At 71.2% G+C, this 24,683-nt stretch carries 16 protein-coding genes and 1 pseudogene; 12 read left to right on the top strand and 5 right to left on the bottom strand.

The window, feature by feature from the left end:
* Positions 1-5 precede the first annotated feature (5 nt).
* The gene (locus ACZ5WE_RS21170) at positions 6-818 is read right to left on the bottom strand and encodes a hypothetical protein (RefSeq protein ID WP_467691192.1); all 813 of its coding nucleotides are present in this window, start codon (positions 816-818) and stop codon (positions 6-8) included.
* Between the two features lie 31 nt (positions 819-849).
* Positions 850-2,298, bottom strand: a complete 1,449-nt coding sequence (locus tag ACZ5WE_RS21165; protein WP_467691190.1) for a B12-binding domain-containing radical SAM protein — start codon at positions 2,296-2,298, stop codon at positions 850-852.
* Positions 2,299-2,516: 218 nt separating this feature from the next.
* On the opposite strand from ACZ5WE_RS21165, the gene ACZ5WE_RS21160 reads away from it, so the two are divergent.
* From ACZ5WE_RS21160 to ACZ5WE_RS21125, 8 genes are read left to right on the top strand one after another with little or no spacing between them, the layout of a single operon-like run.
* A complete protein-coding gene (locus ACZ5WE_RS21160) occupies positions 2,517-3,809 on the top strand; it encodes an MFS transporter (protein ID WP_467691188.1) in 1,293 nt (430 codons plus the stop codon).
* Complete coding sequence (locus ACZ5WE_RS21155) at positions 3,806-7,138, top strand: non-ribosomal peptide synthetase (RefSeq protein WP_467691186.1); 3,333 nt, start codon at positions 3,806-3,808, stop codon at positions 7,136-7,138. Before ACZ5WE_RS21160 ends, ACZ5WE_RS21155 begins: the two co-directional genes overlap by 4 nt.
* A complete protein-coding gene (locus tag ACZ5WE_RS21150; RefSeq protein ID WP_467691184.1) occupies positions 7,139-7,363 on the top strand; it encodes an MbtH family protein in 225 nt (74 codons plus the stop codon).
* Positions 7,360-7,617: a hypothetical protein gene (locus ACZ5WE_RS21145; RefSeq protein ID WP_467691183.1), complete on the top strand. Its 258-nt coding sequence runs from the start codon at positions 7,360-7,362 to the stop codon at positions 7,615-7,617. The genes ACZ5WE_RS21150 and ACZ5WE_RS21145 overlap by 4 nt, the downstream gene beginning before the upstream one ends.
* Positions 7,618-7,622: 5 nt before the next feature.
* Entirely contained in the window at positions 7,623-8,570 is a 948-nt protein-coding gene (locus tag ACZ5WE_RS21140) for a TauD/TfdA family dioxygenase (protein ID WP_467691181.1), read from the top strand.
* Positions 8,567-10,546 (top strand): condensation domain-containing protein, encoded by a 1,980-nt coding sequence (locus ACZ5WE_RS21135; RefSeq protein ID WP_467691179.1) that lies wholly within the window; start codon positions 8,567-8,569, stop codon positions 10,544-10,546. The genes ACZ5WE_RS21140 and ACZ5WE_RS21135 overlap by 4 nt, the downstream gene beginning before the upstream one ends.
* Positions 10,539-16,508, top strand: coding sequence for an amino acid adenylation domain-containing protein (locus ACZ5WE_RS21130; protein ID WP_467691178.1), 5,970 nt, complete (start codon positions 10,539-10,541; stop codon positions 16,506-16,508). The genes ACZ5WE_RS21135 and ACZ5WE_RS21130 overlap by 8 nt, the downstream gene beginning before the upstream one ends.
* The gene (locus ACZ5WE_RS21125; protein WP_467691177.1) at positions 16,508-18,082 is read left to right on the top strand and encodes a methyltransferase domain-containing protein; all 1,575 of its coding nucleotides are present in this window, start codon (positions 16,508-16,510) and stop codon (positions 18,080-18,082) included. The genes ACZ5WE_RS21130 and ACZ5WE_RS21125 overlap by 1 nt, the downstream gene beginning before the upstream one ends.
* Here the strand turns inward: ACZ5WE_RS21125 and ACZ5WE_RS21120 are convergent.
* Both ACZ5WE_RS21120 and ACZ5WE_RS21115 read right to left on the bottom strand, forming a co-directional pair.
* A complete protein-coding gene (locus ACZ5WE_RS21120) occupies positions 18,066-19,763 on the bottom strand; it encodes a non-ribosomal peptide synthetase (protein WP_467691175.1) in 1,698 nt (565 codons plus the stop codon). The two genes, ACZ5WE_RS21125 and ACZ5WE_RS21120, sit on opposite strands and share 17 nt — an antisense overlap.
* Positions 19,764-19,954: 191 nt before the next feature.
* Positions 19,955-21,409, bottom strand: coding sequence for an MFS transporter (locus ACZ5WE_RS21115; protein ID WP_467691174.1), 1,455 nt, complete (start codon positions 21,407-21,409; stop codon positions 19,955-19,957).
* A 157-nt stretch (positions 21,410-21,566) separates the two neighbouring features.
* Between ACZ5WE_RS21115 and ACZ5WE_RS21110 the strand changes: the two genes are divergently transcribed.
* From ACZ5WE_RS21110 to ACZ5WE_RS21095, 4 genes and pseudogenes are all read left to right on the top strand, one after another.
* On the top strand, positions 21,567-22,043 hold the full coding sequence (locus ACZ5WE_RS21110) for a MarR family winged helix-turn-helix transcriptional regulator (protein WP_467691383.1): 477 nt from the start codon (positions 21,567-21,569) through the stop codon (positions 22,041-22,043).
* Positions 22,044-22,155: 112 nt separating this feature from the next.
* A pseudogene (locus ACZ5WE_RS21105) lies at positions 22,156-22,401 on the top strand (hypothetical protein); the annotation flags it as partial.
* 26 nt (positions 22,402-22,427) lie between these two features.
* Positions 22,428-23,039 (top strand): DUF7134 domain-containing protein, encoded by a 612-nt coding sequence (locus ACZ5WE_RS21100; protein WP_467691172.1) that lies wholly within the window; start codon positions 22,428-22,430, stop codon positions 23,037-23,039.
* Positions 23,036-23,716 carry a response regulator transcription factor gene (locus ACZ5WE_RS21095; protein WP_467691170.1) on the top strand — a complete coding sequence of 227 codons (681 nt, stop codon included), beginning with the start codon at positions 23,036-23,038 and terminating at the stop codon, positions 23,714-23,716. Before ACZ5WE_RS21100 ends, ACZ5WE_RS21095 begins: the two co-directional genes overlap by 4 nt.
* Positions 23,717-23,744: 28 nt before the next feature.
* Here ACZ5WE_RS21095 and ACZ5WE_RS21090 read toward each other — a convergent pair whose 3' ends face one another.
* Positions 23,745-24,608 carry a hypothetical protein gene (locus tag ACZ5WE_RS21090; RefSeq protein WP_467691168.1) on the bottom strand — a complete coding sequence of 288 codons (864 nt, stop codon included), beginning with the start codon at positions 24,606-24,608 and terminating at the stop codon, positions 23,745-23,747.
* Between the last annotated feature and the right edge of the window lie 75 nt (positions 24,609-24,683).

Raw genomic sequence — 24,683 nt, 5'->3', positions numbered from 1 at the left:
GGGCGTCATCCGCCCATCAACCGGGTGACGTACGACGCGACTTCGGCGTCCGCGAGGAGGCGGGCCCGGTCCGCGGTGAAACGGGTGATCGTGCCGCGCGGGTCGGCGGCGCTGGTGCCGACGCCACCGGTGGCGGACAGGACGGTCGTGGCGGGCGGTGTGTCCCGCGGCGGGGCCGCGTCCGTCCAGGCCGATGCGGCGAGGTAGGCGAGGTAGTGGGAGAAGCGGTCGCAGAGCTGCTGTTGCACGGCGGGGGCGACGCCGAGGCTTCGGCAGGCGGCGGCCACCGCCGTGCCGTAGGCCGTCTCCAACTCCTCGGCGAGCGGCAGCACATCGGCTCCGGTTGCCGTGGGTTCGGCGTCGCACGGCCGCGCCGCCGCGAGGGCGGCCTCCAGGTCCTGCGGGGAGAGCTGGGCGGTGAGGGTGTTCACCGCGGTGCGGTAGTCCTCGCCCAGGGTGTGACTGTCCACCAGGACCGGGTCGAACGTGACAAGGGCGGGCTCGCCGAGCCCCAACCCCCGTAACCCGTCGGCCAGTTCGCGGGCGAGACCACTTCCAGCGCAGTGCCCGAGCACGGCTCGCACCGGTTGCCCGCGCTCCTTGATCTCCTCCAGCCAGGGCGTCACGTACGCGTCGGCCCCGTGCTGCCGGAGCGCGGCGGCCGTGCCGCGCGGTGGCACACCCTCCAGGACCTGCCACCCGCCCAGGAAGGACGCCAGGTCGGCGAACCGGGCATCTCCGCGTCCGGCGTCGAAGGCCACCGTGAGGATGAGGCCGGCCTCGCCGTCCCGTAGTACGTGCCATCGAGAAGAAGTCATGGTGCTCCCGTCTGTCCGAGGCCGCGGAAGGCTATACGTGGGCATCGGCCCAGAAGGTGCCGTACTCGTCGGCAGCGGCGGGGTCCGGCGCGGAACCGAAGTACGGGGTCTTGTCCATGGCCCGCGCGAACAGGTCCAGACCCTCCAGGAACACGTCGTACACCTGGTCCGGGGTGGCCTTGTCGGTGGCGAAGACGGGCGGCAGATCCTCGTGGTAGAGCTGGAAATCGCGGTGGAGCAGTTTCATCCCGAAACGCTCCGGGTGGTTGAACATGGCACTTCCCGGATAGGGCACGAGCCCGAAGAGATAGGTCGCCTGCAGCAGGTCCTCGTCGAGCAGTCGGCACACCCAGTCGATGCTGCGGCGCATGTCGTCGGTGCTCTGGTCGGGAAAGCCGTTCACGGTGAAGGAGCAGGCGGCGAGCCCGGCGTCCCGGACCTTCTTGAGGGTTTCCCTGGTCGCGCTCAGCTTCATGTGATGCTTGTGCGTCTCATGACTTTCCTGGGATGCGGTCTCCAAGCCGATTTCCACCCATTGGCAGCCACTGCTCTTCAGCTTGCGCAAGATATTGTCATCGGTCAGACAATTCAGTCGGGTCTGGCAGTCGTAATTGATGTCGCCTTCTTTTTCCAGGAGTTCGAGGAGTTCAAGGGTGCGGTCCGGGTGCAGGGTGAAGGTTTCGTCGCCCCAGTAGATGTTGTGCCGGCCGCCGTAACGGGCCCGATAGGCGCGGATCTCTTCGATTACGCGGTCGAGGGGGAAATAGTCGGGGCGCCTGCCAATGGTCTGGATGGTGCAGAACGTGCACTGGTAGGGGCAGCCGAGCGCATAGACCTGGCGTAAATAGCGGATGTCCTCGCCGGTACGTGACGGGAAAAGATCCACCTTGGGAAAGGGGATGTCGGCCGGGTGCAGGTGGGGGTAGCGGTGCGTCGTCCGCGCGGTGGTGCCGTCGGCCCGGCGGTGGACCAGGTTGCCCACGCCCGCCACGTCGCCGCCGACGGCCAGCGCGTCCAGGAGCGCGGGCAGGGCCTGCTCGCCGCGGTCGGCCACGACGTAGTCGACGCTCGGGTGGCCGGCCACCTCGTGGGCCAGCGGTGTGGCGACGACCCCGCCGAAGACGACGGTGGCCGCCGGGTCGATCCGCTTCACGGCGTCCGCGATCTCGTACGCGTAGCAGAGGTTGACCGTCATCGGCGAGAACAGGTACACGTCCGCGGGGTGCCCGCGCACGGACGCCTCCACGGCGTCCACGGCCATGTGCCCCGGCCGCGTGAACGTGTTCGGGTCGGTGTAGAGGTCGACGACATCGATGTCGGTGTAGCCGTGCGCGACGAGCACTCCGCCCAGCCAGTGCATCCAGTGCGGCAGCTCCCACATGTTCTTCCGCATGTGGTCGAGCCCCGGATGTGCGGCATGGTATTGGATGTCGAAGTTGCGCCAGAATTCTTTGCGCTGCGCAATGGGGACGGTAGACATGGGCGTATGTACAAATGCGACCCGCAATTTCTCTCCAGGCAAGAGGGGGTTGGGGCTGCGCACAGACGATCCAAGGGAACCAATCGAAATCGAATTTCTAGCACGTATGGCAGAGCACCGTCAAGAAGGCACATCAAGACATCTTGACCGAGATGACCTTGACGCCCTCAGGGGCGTGTGATCTACTGCCCGTCGGCAGATCTGGATTGGGGGAACCCGTGCCGTCTGGGGAACTGTCCGAGGATCAGGATCAGGTACGGCCGACGGGTACGGAGGGCGATTCGCCCTCTTTATGGAGCAACCCCGCGTATCGCATTTTCTTAGGTGTTCAGACCCTTTCCGCACTCGGCGACTCCTTCTCCTATGTCGCATTGCCGCTGCTGGTGCTGCACAGCACCGGCTCGGTCCTCCAGATGGGCCTGGTCACCGGACTCACCGGTGTCGCGTCGATCCTGACCGGCCTGGTCGCGGGCGTCGTCGCCGACCGCTTCGACCGCAGACGGCTCCTCATGCTGGCCGACGGAGCGCGCTGCCTGCTCTACCTTCTGATCCCGCTGGCGTGGATCTCCTCGACCCCCGTCTGGCTGATCTACACCGTCGTCCCCATCGCGGGCTGCTTCTCGATGCTCTTCCAGGTCACCTACGTGACCGTGGTGCCGGCCATCGTCCAGCCGGACCAGATCACCAAGGCCAACGGCCACATGTACGCGACGTACGCGGTCGCCAGCGTCGCCGGGCCCGCGCTCGCGGGTTTCGTGGCCTCGCGTGCGGGCCCCGCCGCCGCGATCGGCATCGACTCCGCGACCTTCGCGGTCTCCGCACTCGGCGTCCTGCTCGTCAAGTTCAACGGCAAGCCCTCGCCGTCCGCCGCCGCCCAACGCGGCAGGATCAGCCAGGAGTTCCTGGCCGGGGCGAAGTTCCTGTGGGTGCACCCCGTGCTGCGTCCGCTGACACTGCTGCTCTCGCTGATCACCTTCCTCATCTACGGCCTGACCGACCTCGTCATCTACCTGGTCAAGCACGAACTCGGCCACCCGGACACCACGGTCGGCTATGTCCTGACGGCCGGGACCGTCGGCTCGTTCATCGCCTCCGCCGCGGTGGCCCGGGTGCGCAAGCGGCTCGGGTTCGGCGTGACCTGGATCAGTGCGTTCTCGCTCGCGGGTCTGTCCGTCGCCGGGATCGGCCTGGCCGGGAGTGTCCCGGTGATCGCCGTGCTGATGATGATCACCCTCATGTGCACGGGCATCGCCGGTATCTGTTCCATGTCACTGCGTCAGGAGGTGACCCCCAGCCATCTGCTGGGCCGGGTCACGTCCTCCTTCTGGACCATCCACACCGCGCTGGGGCCGATCGGTGCGGCCATCACCACCGCGGCCGCCGCCGGAGCGGGCGTGACCACGGTCTGTCTCGTCATGGGTGTCGTCGTCCTGGCCGTGGCACTGACGGGCACGCTGACCGGAATCGCCCGGCCGCATGCCGTGGAACGCAGGACGGGAGAGGTCGCATGAGCTTCGGCACCTCCGGCACCTCCGGCACCTCCGGCACCTCCGGAACTCCGCCCTTGCCCGGGTACGTGTCGCCCGTGGCACACGCCCTGTCCCCGGCCCAGGAAAGCTTCTGGTTCCTGGACCGGATGCATCCCGGCACTCCGCTGTACAACGCGTGTTCGGCGATTCGGCTGACCGGACCGCTCGACCCCGAGTCGGCAGCGCACGCGGTGGGCGAGATCATCCGCAGGCACGACGTCCTGCGCGCCCGCTTCCCTGCCGACGGCGGCGTACCGCGCATGCGCGTCGAGCCCGAACTCCGGGCGGCCACCGCGCTGATCGACCTGGCAGGGCTGAGCCCTCGGGCGCGTGCCGCCGAAGCCCACCGCATCGCCGAGGAGCACGCCCGACGCCCCTTCGACCTGGAAAGCGGCCCGCTGATACGCACGGCGCTGCTGCGCTCGGCCGACGACGACCACACTCTGCTGCTCAACTGGCATCACATCATCTGCGACGGCTGGTCCCGGCAGATCTTCGTCGAGGAGTTCCTCGAACTCCTCGCCGCCCGGACCGAGGGCCGCGAACCCGATCTGCCCCCGCTGCCCGCCCAGTACGCCGATGTCGTCGCCCGGCGTCGGCACCTGAGCGCGGGCAACCCCGCATACGAGGCAGAACTGGCTTACTGGCGCCAGCAGTTGGCCGACCTCCCCGATGCACGGCGGCTGCCCCCTGACCGCACGCCTCCCGAACGGTCCACCCCTCCCGGGGCCCGCTCGCGCCGCCCGCTCGACCCCGAACTGATGAAGCGCGTGCGGGAGTTGGCCCGCTCCGAGCGCGTCACCCCGTTCATGGTGCTCCTCACCGGCTTCGTGATCGCGCTCTCGCGCCACCTGGACCAGGACGACGTCGTGGTCGGCACGCCGAGCGCCCTGCGGGAGGACATCGACGCCGACCTGCTGATCGGCCCTTTCCTCAACATGCTCGCCCTGCGCACCGACCTGTCCGGCGACCCGACCGTGCGGCAGGCCCTGGCCCGGGTGCGGCAGACCTGCCTGGGAGCGTACGAACACCAGGCCGTCGCCTTCCAGGACATCGTCTCCGCCCTCGACACCGAACGCGTCGACGGCGAGGGCCAGTTCTTCGGCGTCTCCTTCCAGTACATCGGCACGCCCTCCACCCGTACCGGTCCCGGCGGCCTGACCGCGAGCGCCGAGGAGGTGGACATCGGCGTCGCCAAGTTCGACCTGACCGTCGACGTGGTCGCCGAGGAGGGGCACACTGACGTACTCGCCCAGTACGACAGTGAGCGCTACAGGCCCGAGACCGTCGAGGGGCTGCTGCGCCTGTGGCAGTCCGTGCTCGACGACATGACCCGGGACCCTGAGCAGCCCGTCGACCTCACCGGTGGTCTCGCCGACGAGGATCGCGCGCTGCTGCTCGACGCCGCGACGGGGGCCGCGGTCGAGCCGGTCGACGACTGCGTACTCGACGTGTTCGAAGGGTGGGCGCAGAGCAGCCCCGACGCTCCCGCCCTGGTGCACGGCGACACCCGGCTCACCTACGGCGAACTGGACCGCGCCGCCAACCGGCTTGCCCACCGGCTGCGCGGCGAGGGCGTCACGCCCGGGTCCCGCGTCGGCATCTACATGGAGCGCTCCGCCGAGAGCGTCGTCGCCGTCCTCGCCGTGTGGAAGGCGGGCGCCGCCCATGTGCCGCTCGACCTCGACAGCCCCGCCCCGCGCCGCGCGATGATCGTCGCCGACGCCGGGGTGGAGGTGGTGATGACCCAGCGGGGGCTCGTCACCGACCTCGCCGGCGATCCCGTGCGCAGCCTGGTCGCCGGCCCGGACGGTGCCGACCCCGCGCACTTCCCCGGCGCCCGCCCCGAGCGGCGTCTCAGCCCCGACAGTCTCTGCTATGTCATGTACACGTCTGGCTCGACAGGCCGCCCGAAAGGCGTCATGGCCACGCACGGATCGCTCCGGCGCATCCAGCTCGCGTGGGAGCACGCCTTCGCGTTGCGCGGGCGGATCCGCAGCCATCTGCAAATGGCCAACTTCAGCTTCGACGGTTACCTCGGCGAGCTCGTGCGCTGCATCGGCTCCGGCGCGACCCTCGTGGTCTGCCCCCGCGAAACGCTCCTCCTCCCGGCCCGGCTGCTGCGCCTGATGCGCGAGGAGGGCGTGGATGTGGCCGACTTCGTGCCGACGGTGCTGCGCACCCTGGCCGCGCACGTCGCCGGGAGCCATGAGGACCTGGCCTTCCTCAAGCTGCTCATCGTCGGCTCCGACACCTTCCCCGCCGACGAGCTCGAGCGGATCCGCCGGCTGTGCGGACCGGACACGGACGTCGTCAACTGCTACGGGCTGACCGAAGGCACCATCGACAGCACCTACTTCACCGTCGGCGCCGCGGACCAGGACACGCGGTCCGTGCTGATCGGCACCCCCTTGCCCGGCACCGAGGCGTATCTCCTCGACGACCGGATGCGCCTCGTGCCCCCGGGCGTGCCCGGCACCCTCCACATCGCGGGCCCCACCCTCAGCCGCGGCTACCTGGGCGCCCCGGGCCGCACCGCGGACGCCTTCGTGCCGCACCCCTTCGCCACCCGGCCAGGCGCGCGGATGTACCGGACCGGCGACCGCGGCCGCTACCGGCACGGGCCGGGGGGCCTGCGCATCGAGTTCCTCGGCCGCCGCGACCAGCAGCTCAAGGTGCGCGGCTACCGCGTCGAACTCGGCGAGATCGAGGCCGCGTTCCGCCGCTCCCCGCTTGTTCGTGACGCCGTGGTCCTCACCGAGAGGGAGCAGGACACGACCCGCGTCCACGCCTACCTCGTGCCCAGCGCCGGACAGGAAGGCGTGGACTGGCACGCCGTGGTGCGCGAGCATCTGCCGCTGTACATGCTGCCCGACCGCCTGGTGCTCCTGGCCGAGCTTCCGCTCACCCCGAACGGCAAGCTGGACCGTTCAGCGCTGGCGCGGGCCCGCGGCACCGAGGTCGCTCCGCCCGGCTCGGCCCGCCCGGCCCGCACCCCCGTGGAGCAGACCCTGCTCGGCCTGTGGCACACCGCGCTGCGGCGGACGGACATCGGCGTGCACGACGACTTCTTCAGCCACGGCGGTGACTCGCTCATGGTGATGCGGGTCATCGCGGCCGCCCATGACACCTGGGGCGTGGACATCACCGTGCGGGCCTTCTTCCGGGCTCCCACCGTGGCCCGCCTCGCCCCCTTGGTCGAGCAGTTGCTCGCCGAGGCCGCCGCACAGGGCGGGACGGCTCAAAGCCCCGGCGCGCTCGACCGGATCGTCCCGGTCGCCCGCCGGCGCATCGCGTACGAGGAGGGGTAAGTGACGACTGGACCGCACGACGGCGACCCGGCCGGATACCGGGTCGTCGTCAATCACGAGGAGCAGTACTCGGTCTGGCCCGCGCGGCAGCCGCGACCGGACGGCTGGGAGGACGCCGGACACGGCGGAACGCGCGAGGAGTGCCTCGCGCACATCGAGACCGTCTGGACCGACATGCGGCCGCTGAGCCTGCGCCGCCGGATCGAGCGGGAGGCCGCGGGATGACGTCGTACCACCGGCCGTACTACCAGGGATGCCTCCTCGGTGACGTGCGCGGCTTCGCGGGCTGGGCCGAATCGGCGGCGCGGCAGCAGCACGACCTGCCCGACGACACCGTGGTGTACCTGCGTGACGACCTGGCCGTCGTACGGCACCCGGTGCAGGCGGACCAAGGGGTGCTGTGGGACGCGGCGACCCCGCGGTGGCGTGCCTTCTGCGCCGACGAGCTGCGGTTCGAGCCGCCTGCCGGACGGGCGTGAGGGCCGTGGAGCTGCCCCACGTCATCGAGGCGTACGAGGGCGAGGCACTCCTCGACCGGATCAGCGGGGACCGCGCCGCGATACGGAAGCGGCTGCGCACGAACGGCGCCGTCCTGCTGCGCGGCTTCACGGTCGGCGGGGTGGACGGCTTCGAGTCCGCGGTCGGTGAGCTGTCCGGTGAGGCACCGCTGGCCTACGAGGAACGCTCATCGCCGCGCAGCACCATCAAGGGCCGGGTCTACACCTCGACCGACTACCCGCCGCACGAGGAGATCTTCTTCCATAACGAGAACTCCTACCGCCTGTCCTGGCCGATGAGCCTGTACTTCTACTGTGTCGAGCCCCCGGGCGGCAGGGGAGCGACCCCGCTCTCGGACACCCGCCGCGTGCTGAGCCTCCTGGACCCCGCCGTGCGCGAGGAGTTCGAACGGCGCGGCTGGAAGGTGGTGCGCAACCTCGGCCCCGAGTTCGGACTGAGCTGGCAGGAGGTCTACGCCACCGAGGACCGGGCCCAGGTGGAGCGGTTCTGCGCGGCCAACGGCGTCACCGCCGAGTGGCGCCCGGACGGCAGACTGCGCACCTCCTCGGTGCGCGAGGCCGTCCACCTGCACCCGGAGACGGGGGAGGAGGTGTGGTTCAACCACGCAGCGATCTTCCACCTCTCGACCCTGTCGCCGGAGAACCGCGAGGGCATGCTCGAACTGTTCGGCGAGGAGGACCTGCCCAACCAGAGCTACTTCGGCGACGGCGCGGACATCCCCGACGACGTCATGGCGCATGTGCGCGAGTGCTACCGGTCGGCGGCCACCCGGTTCGACTACTCCCGCGACGACGTCCTGGTCGTCGACAACATGCTCACCGCGCACGGCAGGGAGCCCTTCACCCGTCCTCGCACGATCGCCGTCGCCATGGCCGAGGCGGTCGCGGCGAACGGGCGGAGAGGAACGGCATGACGGAACAGGCCGTGTCCGCCCTGGTGAGCGACGCGTCGTACGCCCAGGCGAGGATGTACTTCCTCGACGAACTCGCCCAGCGGGCCGGGGTGTTCACGGTCGCCCGCACCTTGGACCTGACCGGCGACCTCGACCCCGCGGCCCTGGACGCGGCGGTGCGCGGATGTGTGCGCCGCCATGAGAGCCTGCGCACCTGCTTCCGCGTGATCGACGGACAGCTGCGCCAGATCGTCACCGACCGCGAGCCGGCGCTGCGCATCGTCGATCTGCGCTCCCTCCTCGGGCGTGACAGCGTGGTGGACGAGCGGGGACTGGTCGCCGACCTGGCCCGGCAGGAGGCCGCCGAGCCCTTCGACCTGCGGCGCGTTCCCCTGCTGCGGACCACGCTGATCCGGCTTTCCGACCAGCGGTCGGTCCTGTTACTGACGTTGCATCACATCATCGCTGACGCATGGTCGTTGGACATTCTGCTGCGTGAGCTCTCGGAGCTGTACCGAGCCGGCGTCACCGGCGCCTCGCCCGCGCTGCCCGAACTTCCGCTGCAGTACGCGGATTTCGCCGCATGGCAACGGCGTGTCGCGGAGAGTGGCGGCCACGACCGGCTCCTCGCCCACTGGCGCGAACGCGTACGCGACCTGCCCGAGCTGACCCTGCCCACCGACCATCCGCGCCCCGAACAGCTCTCCCATCGCGGCGGTGAGTACGCCGTCCCGCTCGACGACGGCCTCGCGGAGCAACTGGGTGCCCTGTGCCGTGAGGAGGGAGCGAGCCTGTTCATGGCGCTGCTCGCCGGTTTCCACGTCGTGCTGCACCGCTACAGCGGCCGGACCGACCTCGCCGTGGGCGGCACCACCTCCGGCCGGGCCCGTCCCGAGACCCAGAACGTCGTCGGTTCCTTCGTGAACATGGTGGTCCTGCGGACCGAGGTGCGCGACGACCACACGCTGCGTGACGTGCTGCGCGCCACCGCGGAGACCTGCCACGACGCCTACGACCACCAGGAACTGCCCTTCGAGCGGTTGGTGGCCGCACACGGCGGGGCCAGACGGGCCAACCTCCACCCGCTCTTCCAGATCGTGTTCCAGATGATCGTCCAGCCGGAGGACGACCTGTCCGTGCCGGGGCTGCGCATCCGGATGCGAGAGCCGGTCACCGCCGTCTCCACCTTCGACCTGGTGTGCACCGTCACGAACGCGGACGGCCGACTGTCGGCGACCTTGGAGTACGCGACCGAGCTGTGGGACGCGGACACCGTCGCCGCCCTGGGGCACGCCTGGCAGCGGGCGCTGCGCGAGCTTGCCGCCCGGCCCGACCGCGCCCTGCGGGACATTCCTCTGGCCGAGGAACACCCGTACGCCCCCGACGCGTTGCCGGCGGACCTGCTCCGGGCGCCGGGCCTCGCGGACCTGCCCGCCGATGCCGTGCTGACTGTCCGCGACTCCTTCGGCCACCCCGCGCCGCGCGGAGCTGTTGGTGAGATCTTCCGCCGGGACGGCCTTGACGCTCGCGCTCTCGCGAAGCCGACCGGCGTCGCGGCGCGGCCCGGCGGGGAGGGGTGCCTGCCGGCCGCGTCCTCCCGGGACGCTGTCCCCGCCCCGGAGCCGGACACCCACTGTGCTCCGGTCGGCCCCGTGGAGTGTGAACTGGCCGCGCTCTGGGAGGAGTTCCTCGGGCGTGTCGGTATCGGACGGCACGACAACTTCTTCCGGCACGGCGGCCATTCGCTCCTCGCCACGGTGCTCATCACGCGTGTCCAGGAGCGCTACGGCGCCGATGTGACCCTGGAGGCGTTCTTCCGCCTGCCCACTCCCGCGGGCCTCGCCGAGGTCATCGCCGCCGCGACGGACGGCACCGACGGACCCGGTGGCGGGGGAGCGGATGAACTGACCGCGCTCGTGGACGCCTTGGAGCAAGGCGCCCTGGAACCGGGCGCCCTGGAGCAGAACGCCCTGGAGCGACAGGAGGGCCATGCCTGAAGTCGGCCTCGCCGAGCGGATCCAGAACCTCACCGCGCGACAGCGCGCGGACCTGCTCCGGCAACTGCGCGCACGCGGCATCACCCCGCCACTGAGCCTGTTCGCCGGACCGGCAGAGGGCGACGCTCCGGTGTCGTCGGCCCAGCGGCGCATCCTTTTCCTGGGTGCGCTGGAGCCGGAAAGCACCGCCTACACCAGCGTGAACCCCTTCCGGCTCACCGGGCGGCTCGACCCGGCCCTGCTGCACCGCTGCCTGAACGAGATCACCGCCCGGCACGAAATCCTGCGCACCGTCTTCCCCACGGTCGACGGCGTACCCGTGCAACGGGTCCGAGACGCAACACCCGTCCCGCTGGCGGTCATCGACCTGCGCGCTCTCCCGCCCGCGCGGCGCGCGGCGGAGGCCGACCGGCTCATCGCGGCCGAGCGCGGCATCCCCTTCGACCTGGCGGACGCGCCTCCCGTGCGGCTGCGGCTGCTGCGTCTGTCCGCCGACGATTCGGTGCTCCTGTCCGTGTTCCACCACGTCGCCGTCGACGGCTGGTCCCTCGCCGTCCTGGGCCGCGAACTGACGGCCTTGTACGAGGCGTTCTCGCTGGGCCTGCCCAGTCCGCTGCCGCCCTTGCCGGTGCAGTACGGCGGCTTCGCCCGCTGGCAGGCGCTCCGCGAGGACGACGACGAGGCCCGGCGGCAACTGGCCTACTGGGAAGCGCACCTCAGTGGCGCCCCCGACCGGCTCGACCTGCCCACCGACCGGCCCCGGCCGCCCATGCAGAGCCACCGGGGCGCCACGCACCGGTTCGTGGTCGACGCCGAACTGACCGCCGCTTTAGGCGGGTTGGGCACACGGCACGGAGCAACCCTCCACATGACGCTGCTCGCAGCACTCGCCACCGTGCTGTACCGCTACAGCGGTCAGGGAGACATGCTCATCGGCGGCGCCGTCGCGAACCGGCGGCAGAGCGAGCTCCACGACCTGGTCGGTTTCTTCGCCAACTCGGTGCTCTTCCGGGTACGCCTCGACGACGACCCCAGTTTCGCGGAACACCTGGCCCGGGTGCGCAGGACCTGCCTGGAGGCGCACGACCACCAGGACGTGCCGGTGGACCTGATCGCCCAGCGTCTTTTCCCCGAGCGCGACCTCGCGCGCAACCCGCTGTACCAGGTGAATTTCACGCTGCACAACACGCCTGCCGTGACCGGCCACCCCTCCGGCCTGAGGGTCACGATGCTCGACACGGCAACCGAGTCCTCCCGCTTCGACCTCGACTTCAACATCCTTGAGACCGACGAGGGCCTGGACTGCCTGGTCGACTACGCCACCGACCTCTTCGACGCCGCCACCGTCGGCCGCATCTCCGAGTCGCTCGGCGAGCTGCTCCGAGCCGTCGCCGCCGACCCCGGCCGGCACCTTTCCGCCCTGCCGGTGCTGTCCGCACGCGAACTGCGGCGGATCGTGAGCGAGTGGAACGACACCGGCACCGACTCCTGTGCGGTCCCCCTGCACGAACTGGTGGCGGCCCAGGCCTCCCGCACACCCGACGCGGTCGCGGTGCGCCGGGCGGACCAGACCCTGACGTACGCGGAGTTGGACAGTGCGGCGAACCGGCTCGCCCACCATCTGCGGGACGCCGGGGCCCGGCCAGGCGCCGTGGTGGCCGTGCTGATGGACCGCGGACCGTTGACCGTGACCGCGCTGCTCGCGATCCTCAAGACCGGCGCCGCCTACGTGCCGCTCGACCGCACGCATCCCCCGTCCCGGACGAACGCCATGCTCGCCGACAGCGGAGCCGCCGTCCTGGTGGTCTCCGGCGACCTGCCCGCGGAGGTGGACCCCGCGGGCGCACGGGTCGTCCGGCCGGCCGCCGAAGCCGACGCCATCGCACGGCAGCCCTCGGAATCCCCGGACGTCCGGGTCTCGGCGGACGACCTGATCTACCTCATGTTCACCTCGGGCTCCACGGGCCGCCCCAAGGCGGCCCTGCTCACCCACCGCAACGTCGTCAACTATCTGCTGTGGGCCAAGGACCACTACTCCGCGGTCGCGGGAACGGGCGTACCCGTGCACTCACCGCTCGCCTTCGACCTGACCGTGACGAGCATCTTCGCGCCCCTGCTCGCCGGGCAGCGCCTGCTGCTCCCCGCGCCCGCCGCCGACACCCCCGACGGCGCCCTGCCTGACCTGCTCACCGACGCCGCCGACCTGAGCTTCGTCAAACTGACACCCTCGCACTTGAGGCTCCTGGAGCAGTCCGCCGACGGCGCACCGCTCGCCCTGCCCGCCCGTACGGTCGTCCTCGGCGGGGAAGCCCTGCACGAGGACGCCCTGGCGGCGCTGCGCGCGGGCACCCCTGGCGTCCGGATCATCAACGAGTACGGGCCCACCGAGACCGCCGTGGCCTGCACCGCCTTCGAGGCCGAGGACGGAGCGCCGCAGGGGAGCGGGGGCCGGGTGCCGATCGGCCGGCCGATCCCCCATGTCCGCGTCCACGTCCTGGACGAGGCGCTGCGTCCGGTGCCGGTCGGCGTGCCGGGGGAGGCCTGCGTCGGGGGCGCCGGAGTGGGCCAGGGGTACTGGCGGCGGCCCGCGCTCACCGCCGATCGCTTCGTGCCCGACCCCTTCGCCGCGGAACCGGGCGGCAGGCTGTACCGCACGGGCGATCTGGTCCGGCTGCTGCCCAGCGGTGATCTCGAGTACCTGGGCCGCCGGGACGAACAGGTCAAGGTGCGCGGCCACCGGCTCGAACCCGCCGAGGTCGAGGCCGCGGTCCGCAGCCACCCGGAGGTGCGCCAGTGCGCTGTGGAGGTGGTGCGCCGCGCCCCGGGCGACGAGCGGGTCGTCGCCTTCGTCCGCCTGCGGGACGGTTCGAGGAGCGACCGGGACTGGGACGGCGACCGCGTCGAGGAGTGGCGCAGGCTGTACGAGACCACCTACGGAGACCTGCCCGGAGGCAACGGCCATCGGCCCGCGGCCGGCGACGCCTCCTTCAACCTCGCGGGCTGGCTCAGCAGTTACACCGACCGGCCCCTGGATCCGGATCAGATGCGAGCCTGGCTGGACGACACGCTCGGCCGCATCAGCGACCTGCGGCCGCACGACGTCCTGGAGATCGGCAGCGGCACGGGCATGATCCTGCTCAACACGGCCTCGCGATGCCGGAGTTACCGGGCCACCGACATCTCCGCCCCCGCCGTCGCCTACGTACAGGACGCGGTGAGCGCCATGGGCCTCCCGCCCGGCCGGGTCGAACTCCGCACGGCTCCCGCGCACCGGAGCATCACCCCGCGGGACTCGGGTCCGGCGCCCGACACGGTGGTGCTCAACTCCGTGGTCCAGTACTTCCCCTCGGCCGACTACCTCCTCGACGTGCTCCGGCAGGCCGTCGACGCGGTGCCCGACGGCGGCCACGTCTTCCTCGGCGATCTGCGCAGCCTGCCTCTGCTCGACCTGTTCCACACGTCCGTCCAGGTGCACCGCGCCCCGGCGAACATGCGCATCGCCGAACTGCGGTCGAGAATCCGCCGCCAGAGCGCCCAGGACCCGGAACTCTGCGTCGACCCGCAGCTGTTCGGGGAACTCGCGGACCGCTGGCCCCGGGTCGCGCGGGTCCGGGTCCTGCCCAAGCGCGGCCGCCACGACAACGAGCTCAGCCTCTACCGGTACGACGTCGTCCTCACCGTCGGGTCCGAACCTCCCGAGCCGGCCGATCCGGAACGCGTCGGCACGGTGCTCGACTGGGCCGCCTCACCTCTCACACCGGGCGAGCTCCTTCGCCGCCTGGAGCGGGAGCGCCCCGACCGTCTGCTGCTCACCGGCGTACCCAACGCCCGCCTGAGCGCGGCGCTCTCCCTGCGCGACCTCATCGAGGAGCGTGCACCCTCCTCCTCCGTAGGCGAACTCCGCGCCCGGGCCAGCGCCTTGACGCCGCACGGCTGCGCGCCGGAGGACTGGTGGGGCCTCGCGGACCAGTGCGCGTACGAGGTGGAGCTGAGCTGGCTGGAAGGGCGGTCCGACGGCGCCTACGACGTCGCCCTGGTGCTCCGCGACGCGGACTGCGCCGACCTTGCGGAAGCCTCCACGGGCCGCCGTGCCGAGGCACCCGCCGAGCCGTTCGACGCACGGCGGTTCACCAGCGATCCGCACTGGCGCCGGGCCTGCGCGGTGACCCTTCCGGCCATCGACGCGCACGTACGGCACTGGCTGCCCGAACCGCTGTTGCCGGCCCACTACGTCCCGCTGCCCGAGCTCCCCCTCACCGCGAACGGGAAGGCCGACCGCACCCAACTGCGCCGTCTCGCCGAGGATCCGGCGGTCGTCGAGCGGGCGGTCTGGGGGGCGGCCGCCCGGGAGCTCACCGGCACCGAGCAGGTGGTCGCCGATGTCTGGCGCGAGCTGCTCGACTGCGGTGACGTCACCCCCGACGACGACTTCTTCGGCCTCGGCGGACACTCCCTGCTCACCCTCCAGGTCGTCTTCCGGGTGCGCAAGCGCCTGGGCGTGGCCCTGCCGGCGCGCGCGCCGTTCGACCACCGCACCCTCGCCGAGCTGGCCGCCCGCGTCGACGCGCTGCGGGAGCCCGAGGCAGGCGCGGCGCCGCCGCTGGCCGCCGTGCCCCGCGCCGCGGCGCTGCCCGCCTCGTGCGCCCAGGAACGGCTGTGGTTCATGGACCAGTTGAACCCGGGCGACCCCCGCTACAACGTGCCGGTCTTCGACCGGATCCTCGGCCCGCTCGACACCGGAGCCCTGTCCGGGGCCCTTGACGCGCTCGTCGCCCGGCACGAGGTCCTGCGGACGTTGATCACCGCGCCCGACGGCGCACCCCGGCAGGAGATCAGGCCGCCCGAGCCGCTGCGCCTCCCGCTGATCGACCTCACCGCCCTGTCCCCGAGCACACGGGAAGCGGAACTGACACGGCTCGTGCGGGCGGAGTACCACCGCCCCTTCGACCTGGCCGAGGGGCCGATCCTCCGGACCCACCTGGTGCGCATGGCACCGGACGACCACGCCCTGCTGCTGTCGCTGCATCACATCGTGCACGACGGCTGGTCGTTGGGGCTCTTCAACGCCGATCTCGCCGCGTTCTACGCAGCCGTCACCGAGGGGCGCGAGCCCGACCCGGTCCCACCACCTGTCCAGTACGCCGACTACGCCGTATGGCAACGGCGGTTGCTCGACGAGGGTCATCTCGATGCCCAACTGGACTACTGGAAGGGCAGGCTGGCCGGTGTCACCGACCTGCCCCCGCTGCCCACGGACCACCCCCGGCCCGTCCGTTCCACCGGCAGAGGACGACTGCTGCCGGTCTCGATCCCGGCACAGACCGTGGGGGAGATCCGGCGGCTGTGCCGCAAGTCCGGGGCCACTCCGTTCGCCGTCCTGCTCACCGCGTTCGGCACGGCCCTGTGCGCCCGCTCGGGTGAGCGGGAGGTCACTGTCGGCACCGATGTCGCGGGACGCACCGCCGCGGAGACGCAGGAGATGCTCGGCTTCTTCGTCAACCAGTTGGCGCTGCGGGTCGACCTGGACGGCGGGCCGACCTGGCGGGAGCTCCTGGCACGCGTCCACGGCACGGTGCTCGAAGCGCTCAGCCACCAGGACGTGCCCTACGAACGGGTCGTCCACGCGCTCAACCCGCCCCGCAGCCGTCGCCACAGCCCGCTGTTCCAGACCAAGCTCGTGCTGAACAACACGCCGGGACGGTCCGGACTCGAAATCCCCGGGCTGCGGATCACGCCCGTCCCGGTCGGCCTCGACACCACCAGGTCCGACCTGGCGCTCGTACTGCAGGAAAGTCAGGAGGTGCGGGACGGCAACAGCCTGTCGGACACGGACGGGGAGATCACCGGCTTCCTGGAGTACAGCACCGAGCTGTTCGAGGAGCCGACCGTCACCGCGCTGCTCGACGACTTCCTCCATGCCCTCAAGGCCATGACCGACGACCCGGGATCAGGTGCCGCCTGATGAAGACGCTCTGGACGTACCTCCACGGGGCACCTGTCCGCAGGCTGCGCATCGGCGCGGACGGCCATCACGTCGTCCTGGACGATCCCGACGGAGGAGCCCTCCTCCTCGACCTCACCGGAAGACCGGTTGTCGGCTCAGGCCTTCCCCCGGCGGCGGACCTCGCGGACCTGGTCAAGACGGAGAGCGGGCGCCGCGTCACGTCCGACGGCGTGCGGCTGACGCTCACGCCGGACGGCATCGGCCTGGACGAGGCCGAGCTTGACGGCCCGGTCACCGCGATCGTCACCACACCGGACGGCTCGGTCATCGTGGCGGGCACGGAGCGGGGCACGGTGTACGGGCTGCGCCCCCGGCCGACCGAGGACGAGGCCCTCTCGCGCCCCCGAGACGCCCGGTCCGCGTTCGAGGCGGGCCGGGCGCTGGCCGCGTCGGGGGAGTACCGGGCGGCCATCGGCCTGCTCCAGCGGGCTGCCGAGGACGCACAACTTCGGGCGCACGCCCTGTACTTGACCGGCGAGTGCTTCCAGCGCACCGGGGCGGAGTCGGCGGCGGCCATCGCCTACGAGCAGGCGGCGCTGAGCGGCCCCGGCGAGGACGACAAAGGCCTTCTGTACGACGGTGCGCGGGCTCTGCAGCAGGGCGGCAGGCACGCCGAGGCGGCCGAGCGCTTCGAGACGCTGCTCGCCTGGGACGCCACGTACGAGGACGCGTGGAAGCATCTCGAGGCCTGCCGGACGGGCATCGCATCGGCCACGCCGAGTGAGGCCCGGCCGTTGCCCTCCGCGGCCTCCTCGCCCTCCGAGGTGCTCGTCCGGGACCTGGAGGCGCGCGGTCTGCTCGGCAGCTCCGACTCCCGGCTCGCCGCGTACGACGCGTTGTTCTACGTCCAGTTCGACCACACCGGCGTGCACGACAGCGCCAAGAAACGGCTGGAACTGGTCCAGCTGCTCACGGCCGTCGGGGATGTCTCCGCCGTGGCCACCTCGCTCGACGTCGGCAGCGGCACCCTGCGCTACCCGCAGGTGCTCGACCGGTTCGGCGTGCGGTCGTACGGGATCGACCTCAGCGACGCGGGGATCCGCTCCTGCGTGGACGAACGGTGGGCCGGCCGGTTCGCCGTGGCGGACGGCACGGCGATGCCCTTCCGCGACGGCAGCTTCGACCTCGTCACCTGCATGATGGGCACGGTCAACCACCTGTCCGCGGCGCAGCGCGCGCGCTTCCTCGCCGAGTCGTTCCGGACGCTGCGGCCCGGCGGGCTCCTGGTGGTGAGCGCGTGGGATCCCGAGTGCCGCTTCCAGACGTTCCTGTCCTTCTACTCACCGGCGGAAATGTCACAGCTGCGGGGGCAGTTGACCGAGCGCGAGCCGCTGCGCGCGCAGTGCGCCGCGGCCGGCTTCAGCGAGGTGCGCACCACGCCGTTCTGCATGTTCCCCGACTGGCTGGTGACGGGGGCGGGAGCGGGGACGGGCGCCGACCACCTGGCCCGCATCGCGGGCCTCGACCGGGATCGCGCGGCACACGATCCGGCGGCCCCCGGCCAGATGTTCCTGCTCAGCGCGCGGCGTTGACCTCCGTCCCGCGGAACGCGTCCGCGAGGGTGTCCGCCGTGAGGAACCGGATGCTGCGTACGGTGATTCCCTCGCGTCGGCAAGCGGTGGCCAGCTTCATCGCCGTGATCGAATCCCCGCCCAGGTCGACGAAGTTGTCACCGGCCCGGACATCGCGCACGCCGAGGATGCGCTCGCACAGGGCGAGCGCCCTGCGCATCGCCGCGTCGGGCGCGCTGCCGTCGGGCTCCGGCTCCGCCGCACGAACAGAGTGGGCCTCCTTCTCGACCAGGTCCTGAAGGAACCGCCGGTCGAGCTTGCCGTGCCGGGTGAGCGGCAGTGCGTCGAGCGCCGAGAAGTGCTGGGGGATCATGTACGACGGGAGCGAGGCCGCGAGTTCGGTCCGAAGCCGCCCCGGGTCGGGGGCCAAGCGGTCAGGGACGATGAAGGCGGCAAGGGCGTTCCGTGGCTCCTTGGCCTTCACCACCGCCGCCGCGCGTACGCCCTCCATCGCGCACAGCAGGGCCTCGATCTCAGCGGTTTCCACTCGATGGCCGCGGATCTTCACCTGTCCGTCGGCCCGGCCCACGACCACCGGCCGGCCCCGCGCGTCCAGCCGCACGAGATCTCCCGTGCGGTAGGCGCGGCCCTCGCCGTCGGGCAGCGCGCTGAACGCCTTGTCCGTGGCGCCCGGAAGGTTGAGATAGCCGCGGGCGATTCCCGCCCCGCCGATGACCAGCTCGCCGATGCCTTCAGCTGCCTGTTCCGCGTCCGCGTAGTCGACGGTCAGGTGCGTGCGGGGCAGGGGATGGCCGATCGGCAGCGGGTCGTCCGGCGCGTACTCCTCGGCGTGGAATCCGGCGGCCCTGTCGAGGCGGAGAAAGCATCGGCCCACCACGGTCTCCGTCGGTCCGTAGTGGTTGTAGACGACCGAGTCGGGGAAGAGCCGCCGCAGCGCCGTGAGATGGCGGGCGCGCAGGACCTCACCGCCGACGACGAACTGCCGCGGCCCGCGCAGTCCCTGTCGCCCGGCAAGGCGGGCCGCGAGCATCTCGATGTGCGAGGGGGTCAGGCGTACCAGGTCGAAGGCGGTGTTCTGGATGGCCGTCGCGAGATCCTCGCCCTCCTGGTGCTGCGGGGCGAGGTGGAGGGTGCCGCCGGTGACGAGTGGCAGGAAGAAGCTCGTCAGGGAGAAGTCGAAGCTGAGCGGCGTGTGCAGAAGCGAGTCGACGGGGCGCCCGCCCGCGAATTCGGCCACCGTCCAACGCACGTAGTTCGACAGGCCGGAGTGTTCCACCGCCACGCCTTTGGGGCGTCCGGTGGAGCCGGAGGTGTACAGCACATAGGCGAGACGCGCGGGCTCCGGAACCTCCGGCTGAGCTGGCCTGGGCGTCAACTGCCTTGCATATGTGCGGAGATGAACAAGCCGTAGTGGGACGTCCGTCGGCAGGTTCGGCGGCTCGGTATCGGTGACGAGGCATTCCATGGATGTGTCGCGCACCATGAATGCCAGCCGCTCCGGGGGGAGATCGGTCCCGAGCGGAACGTACGCACCGCCCGCCCGGAGGATGGCAAGCAGCCCTATGACGAGTCCGGGCGAACGTTTTGCCAGTAGCCCGACCGCCTGTTCCGGACCGACTCCGTGCTCCAGGAGTTCCTCGGACAACTGGATGACTCCGGAGTGCAATTCTCCATAAGTCATCCGGACGTCGCCTTGGATGACGGCCGTCGCGCCGGGCCGCTGTTCAGCCCGCGTGGCAAACCAGTGGTAGACGGAAAGTCCTGACTCGCCTTCGCGCGCTGTTCCCTGATGCACCGGCACGGTCATGGGCGACTCCGTTCGGAATGGCGGCCGCGGAAATGCTAGAGCCGCGGCCGCGGTCCTTCAACGGGTCAGGCGGTGGCTTCGGACGCCGGGCGCGGATCGGCGGCCGTCTGGTCGTCGGCCCCGGCATCCGCCGGGCGGACGGGAATGAGCGAGGCGACCACCGCTGCCGCGAGGCCCACTCCGCAACCCATCAGCATGGCGGCCCGGAAGCCGTTCTCCGACGGCAGCAAGTGGCCGCCGAAGTCCGTCGTCATCTGGGCCAGGACCACACCGATCACGGCTGCGGCTGCGGAGCTGCCGATCGAACGCATCAGGGTGTTGAAGCTGTTGGCCGACGCGGTGGCCGACTGGGGCACCGCGCTCATGATCAGGGCGGGCATGGCGCCGTACGCGAGTCCCACGCCCGTGTTGCAGATGAGCGTCACGACCAGCAGGCCCCACGTCGAACCCATCAGGAGCAGGGAGGAGCCGTAGCCGACAGCGATGACCAGGGCTCCGACCGACAGCGTCACCTTGGGGCCGCGGGCGGCCGAGAGCTTGGCGCCGAGCGGTGCGAGGGCCATCATCATCAGGCCCGCCGGGGCCATCCACAGACCCATGGCCATCATCGACTGGCCCAGGCCGTAGCCGGTGGCCTCGGGAAGCTGGAGCAGCTGGGGAACGACCAGCGACTGCGCGTACATCGCGAAACCGACGAGCACCGAGGCCGCGTTGGTCATCAGGACCTGCGGTCGGGCGGTGACGCGCAGGTCGACCAGCGGCTCGTCGCTGCGCAGCTCCCAGTGGCCCCAGGCCAGCAGGACGACGACCGAGGCGGCGAACAGGCCGAGCGTGGCGCCGCTCGTCCAGCCCCAGTCCGACCCCTTGGACACGGCGAGCAGCAGGCAGACGAGGCCGACGCCCAGGCCGACCGCGCCCAGGGCGTCGAAGCGGGCCGAGCCGGTCGCCATCCGCCCCGCGGGTACGAACCGCCAGGCCAGGACGGCGACCAGAAGACTCAGGGCGGCGGCGACCCAGAACAGCACGCGCCAGCTTGCGTTCTCGGCGACGGCCGCGGAGAAGGGCAGGCCGAGCGCGCCGCCCACGCCCATGGACGCGCTCATCAGGGCGATGGAGGAGCCGAGCTTCTCCGGCGGCAGCACATCACGCAGGAGGCTGACGCCCAGCGGGACCACGCCCATGCCGAGGCCCTGGAGGCCCCGGCCGACGATCATCGGCACCACGGAGGAGGAAAGAGCGCAGACCACCGAGCCCGCGACGAGCGGCACCACGGAGACGAGCAGCATGCGCCGCTTGCCGTACATGTCACCGAGCCGCCCGGCCACGGGCGTCGCCACCGCCGCCGAGAGCAGCGTGGCCGTGACCACCCATGAGGCGTTCGACGGGCTGGTGCCGAGCATGCGGGGGAGGTCGCCGATCAGGGGCACCACCAGTGTCTGCATGACCGCGGCCACGATGCCCGCGAGGGCGAGTACCCCGACGACGCGCCCCGGGCGGACGTCGGGTTTCGAGCTGACCACTGGCTTCTCCTTCGGCTTTCCGGCAGCCCCGGACGACTTCCGGGCGGCTTCCGGACGATCGCGTGACCCGAAAGGGCATCGCGATATGCACTATACACATCAAGTGCATGATGCATATGCCGAGTAGAATGCCTCCATGGAAAAGCCCGGTCGTCGCATGGACAAGCCCACTGGCCGCACGGAGAAGCCCGTGCGGCATGTCGAATTCGAGACGATGCTGCTCGGACGGCACTCGCACCTGTTCAACCCGCGCACTCGCTCATCGGGCGGGCGCCTCGACCGCAGCGCGTACATCCTGCTCAGCCGTATCCAGATGGACGGGCCCATGTCCATCGGCCAGCTCACCGACGCGTTCGGCCTCGACGCCTCCACCCTGAACCGGCAGACCGCGGCCATGCTGCGCGGGGGACTGGTCGAGCGCATCCCGGACCCCGACGGCGGCATGGCCCGCAAGTTCCGCATCTCCGCCGAGGGCACGCGGCAACTCGACGCCGACCGGGCCGAGTACACCCAGGGCCTGGAGAAGGTCATGGACAGCTGGTCGCCGCAGGACGTGGCGACGTTCGCCGGTTTCCTCCAGCGCTTCAACAGCGACATCGAGCGCCTGGAGGGGCACCCCTGGCCGCGCCCGTGAACCACCCCGGCCCGTGGAGGACGCAACCTCAGCGAATTGGCTGCTCTTCTCTGTCGCCTTGGCCGTCCGGCCTTTCCGGCGGCGCGCGCCGCCGAGCATCGCGAGGCCGTCGGTGGCGGTGTTCTCCGGATGCATCGGCGCCGGCGAATCCATGATCGAGACGATGAGGCTCGGGCTTGCCGCAGCCGTCCTGTTCGACGCGTTCGTCGTCCGGATGGCCCTCGTCCCCGCCGCTCACGCCCTGCTCGGCAAGGCGGCCTGGTGGCTGCCGCGCCCGCTGGACCGGCGCGACGCAGGGCCGCCCGGGCGGGACACGGGCGGCCCTGCGCCCGTCGGGACGCCGCGTGGCCGACGATGATCCCAGCACTCTGATCGGAGAACTCGATGCTCACCAGATGGCAGCGTCACGCGGAGGCCCACCCCCGCACCGTCGACGCGGCCGTGGTGCTGTTGCTGTTCGGCGTCTCCTTCTCCGGCAGCATGCTCAGCACCACCGAGCCGTCCGACCGGCCCGCGTGGTGGGCCGGCGTGCTGATCTCGGCCGTCGGCTGCACGGCCCTGCTGTGGCAACGCGGGCGCCCGCGCACCGTCGTCGCGGTGACCACGGTCTGCGCCATGGGCGCGAGCGCGGTGGGCGCGAGCGCGATGGGCTTCCTGCTCACGCCCCTGCTCCTCGCACCGGTCATGGTGGCGCTCTACTGGCCGGCAGCCGGCACCGACCGAAGGGCCACCCGCGGTTACCCCCTCACCGTCGCCGTACTGGACGGGGCCACGGCCCTGTTCGCGGACCCCGTCCTCAAGGTCACCGGCGGCGGACGCCGCACGGGACCCGCCACGCCCGCCACCGGTCACGGCTTCGGACTCATAGCCATGCGGGAACGCGCCCACTCCGTCGGCGGTCACCTGCATGCGGACCACCGCCCCGAGGGCGGCTTCGAAGTCACCGCCCACCTGCCGCCGCACCCCGAGAACACGGAAGAGAAACGCGCCACATGACCCTCCGCGTCCTGCTTGCCGACGACCAGGCCCTCCTGAGGGCGACCTTCCGCATCCTGATCGACTCCTGCGACGACATGGAGGTGATCGCCGAGGCCACCGACGGCGAGGAAGCCCTCGACCTCACCCGCACCCACCTCCCCGACCTCGCCCTCATGGACATCCGCATGCCCGGCACGGACGGCCTGGCCGCGACCGCCCGGATCTGCGCCGACCCGCAGCTCGCCGCCACCCGTGTCCTCATCCTGACGACCTTCGAGACCGACGAGTACGTCGCCCAGGCCCTGCGCGCGGGGGCGAGCGGATTCCTCGGCAAGGACGTGGGTGTGGACGCGCTCCTCGGCGCGATCCGCACCGTGGTCGCGGGCGATGCGCTGCTCTCCCCGTCGGCCACGCGCGCCCTCATCACCCGCTTCCTCGCCACCCCCGAGGCCGGCGACCACCTGGCGCCGCCCGAGAGCCTCGCCGCGCTCACCGCACGCGAGCGGGAGGTGATGGTCCTGGTCGCCGAGGGCAAGTCCAACGCGGAGATCGCCGAAGTGCTCTTCGTCAGCCCATTGACCGTGCGCACCCACGTGCAGCGCGCCATGACCAAGCTCGACGCCCGTGACCGCGCCCAACTGGTCGTCATCGCCTACCAGTCGGGCCTCGTCCGCCCCACGCCGCCCCTGTGCTGAGTTCAGGACTCCCCGGGCGGCTCGTTCCTCACTTCTTGAGCCCGTCCATCGCCGCACGCGTGTCGGACTTGAGCATCTCCTCGACCTCCGAAGCGGTCGGCGGCTCGGTCTTGTCGTCCGCGCCGCCGTAGTAGCTCCAGCGCGTCTCGATGGTGAACCAGCCCTCGCGCACGGCGAGCGTCATGCCGGTGAGGGAGTCCTTGTCCGTGCCGCTCGTGTCGGTGATCAGGTACGCCTCGTCGCCGATGCCGCTCACGGCCTTGGTCTTGTAGCCGTACGTCTTCTGCGACTGGTCCTCGTAGGCCTTCTGCTCCGAGGCGAACTCGCCCTCGGGGTCGGTGGCCTTGTGCCACCGGGCGGTGGAGTAGACGTAGATGCTCGAATAGGCGTCGGCGTCCGCCTCGGGGTCCTTGAGCTTGCGGCTGCAGTAGCTCTGGTCGAACCCCTTCTGCCGTGTGCCGTAGTTGGTGGTCGACGTGGAGTCCGTGTCGAGCTCGTACTTCTTCTTGAAGGCGTCGAGCGGGGAGACGTCGCAGAGGTTCTTCGCGTACTGGTACCCGGCGAGGTCCGCCTTCGCGTCGTCGCCGCCGTCGGAGCCGAGGTTGCCGGTGGCGAAGAGCGCCCCCGCCCACAGGGCCGACGCGACCACGACGCCGCCGATTCCCCACACCCAGCCGGGCGTGGACCCGCGGGGGCCTGCCGGGGGCGCCGGCGGTGCGGGTGGCTGGCCATAAGGGCCCGGCTGCTGTCCATAGGGGCCCGGTGGCTGGCCGAAGGGCTGAGGGGAGGCCTGAGGCGGCACCGCGCCCGGGGGCTGCTGGTATGGATTCGGGGTCTGTTGGTACGGGTTGGGCTGGTTGGGCTGGTTGGGCTGGGGGTTCGGTATCGACATAGGCGGCAATGTACCGCCGGCCTCCGGGCGGGCGGAGGTGGCCCGGCCCTGGTCGCCCCGGGGGTGGCCGACTCA

It is taken from the genome of Streptomyces sp. NPDC033180 (genome assembly GCF_055577645.1).
The sequence above is the reverse complement of the archived record's forward strand: the minus strand, read 5'-3'. Positions and strand labels throughout refer to the sequence as shown.

Excerpts from the sequence above, each read along its gene's own strand:
- ACZ5WE_RS21135 (WP_467691179.1), top strand. The coding sequence starts at position 8,567 with ATGACGGAACAGGCCGTGTCCGCCCTGGTGAGCGACGCGTCGTACGCC.
- ACZ5WE_RS21130 (WP_467691178.1), top strand. The coding sequence starts at position 10,539 with ATGCCTGAAGTCGGCCTCGCCGAGCGGATCCAGAACCTCACCGCGCGA.
- ACZ5WE_RS21110 (WP_467691383.1), top strand. The coding sequence starts at position 21,567 with ATGGACAAGCCCACTGGCCGCACGGAGAAGCCCGTGCGGCATGTCGAA.
- ACZ5WE_RS21100 (WP_467691172.1), top strand. The coding sequence starts at position 22,428 with ATGCTCACCAGATGGCAGCGTCACGCGGAGGCCCACCCCCGCACCGTC.
- ACZ5WE_RS21165 (WP_467691190.1), bottom strand. The coding sequence starts at position 2,298 with ATGTCTACCGTCCCCATTGCGCAGCGCAAAGAATTCTGGCGCAACTTC.
- ACZ5WE_RS21090 (WP_467691168.1), bottom strand. The coding sequence starts at position 24,608 with ATGTCGATACCGAACCCCCAGCCCAACCAGCCCAACCAGCCCAACCCG.
- ACZ5WE_RS21170 (WP_467691192.1), bottom strand. The coding sequence starts at position 818 with ATGACTTCTTCTCGATGGCACGTACTACGGGACGGCGAGGCCGGCCTC.
- ACZ5WE_RS21145 (WP_467691183.1), top strand. The coding sequence starts at position 7,360 with ATGACGTCGTACCACCGGCCGTACTACCAGGGATGCCTCCTCGGTGAC.
- ACZ5WE_RS21155 (WP_467691186.1), top strand. The coding sequence starts at position 3,806 with ATGAGCTTCGGCACCTCCGGCACCTCCGGCACCTCCGGCACCTCCGGA.
- ACZ5WE_RS21120 (WP_467691175.1), bottom strand. The coding sequence starts at position 19,763 with ATGACTTATGGAGAATTGCACTCCGGAGTCATCCAGTTGTCCGAGGAA.
- ACZ5WE_RS21095 (WP_467691170.1), top strand. The coding sequence starts at position 23,036 with ATGACCCTCCGCGTCCTGCTTGCCGACGACCAGGCCCTCCTGAGGGCG.
- ACZ5WE_RS21125 (WP_467691177.1), top strand. The coding sequence starts at position 16,508 with ATGAAGACGCTCTGGACGTACCTCCACGGGGCACCTGTCCGCAGGCTG.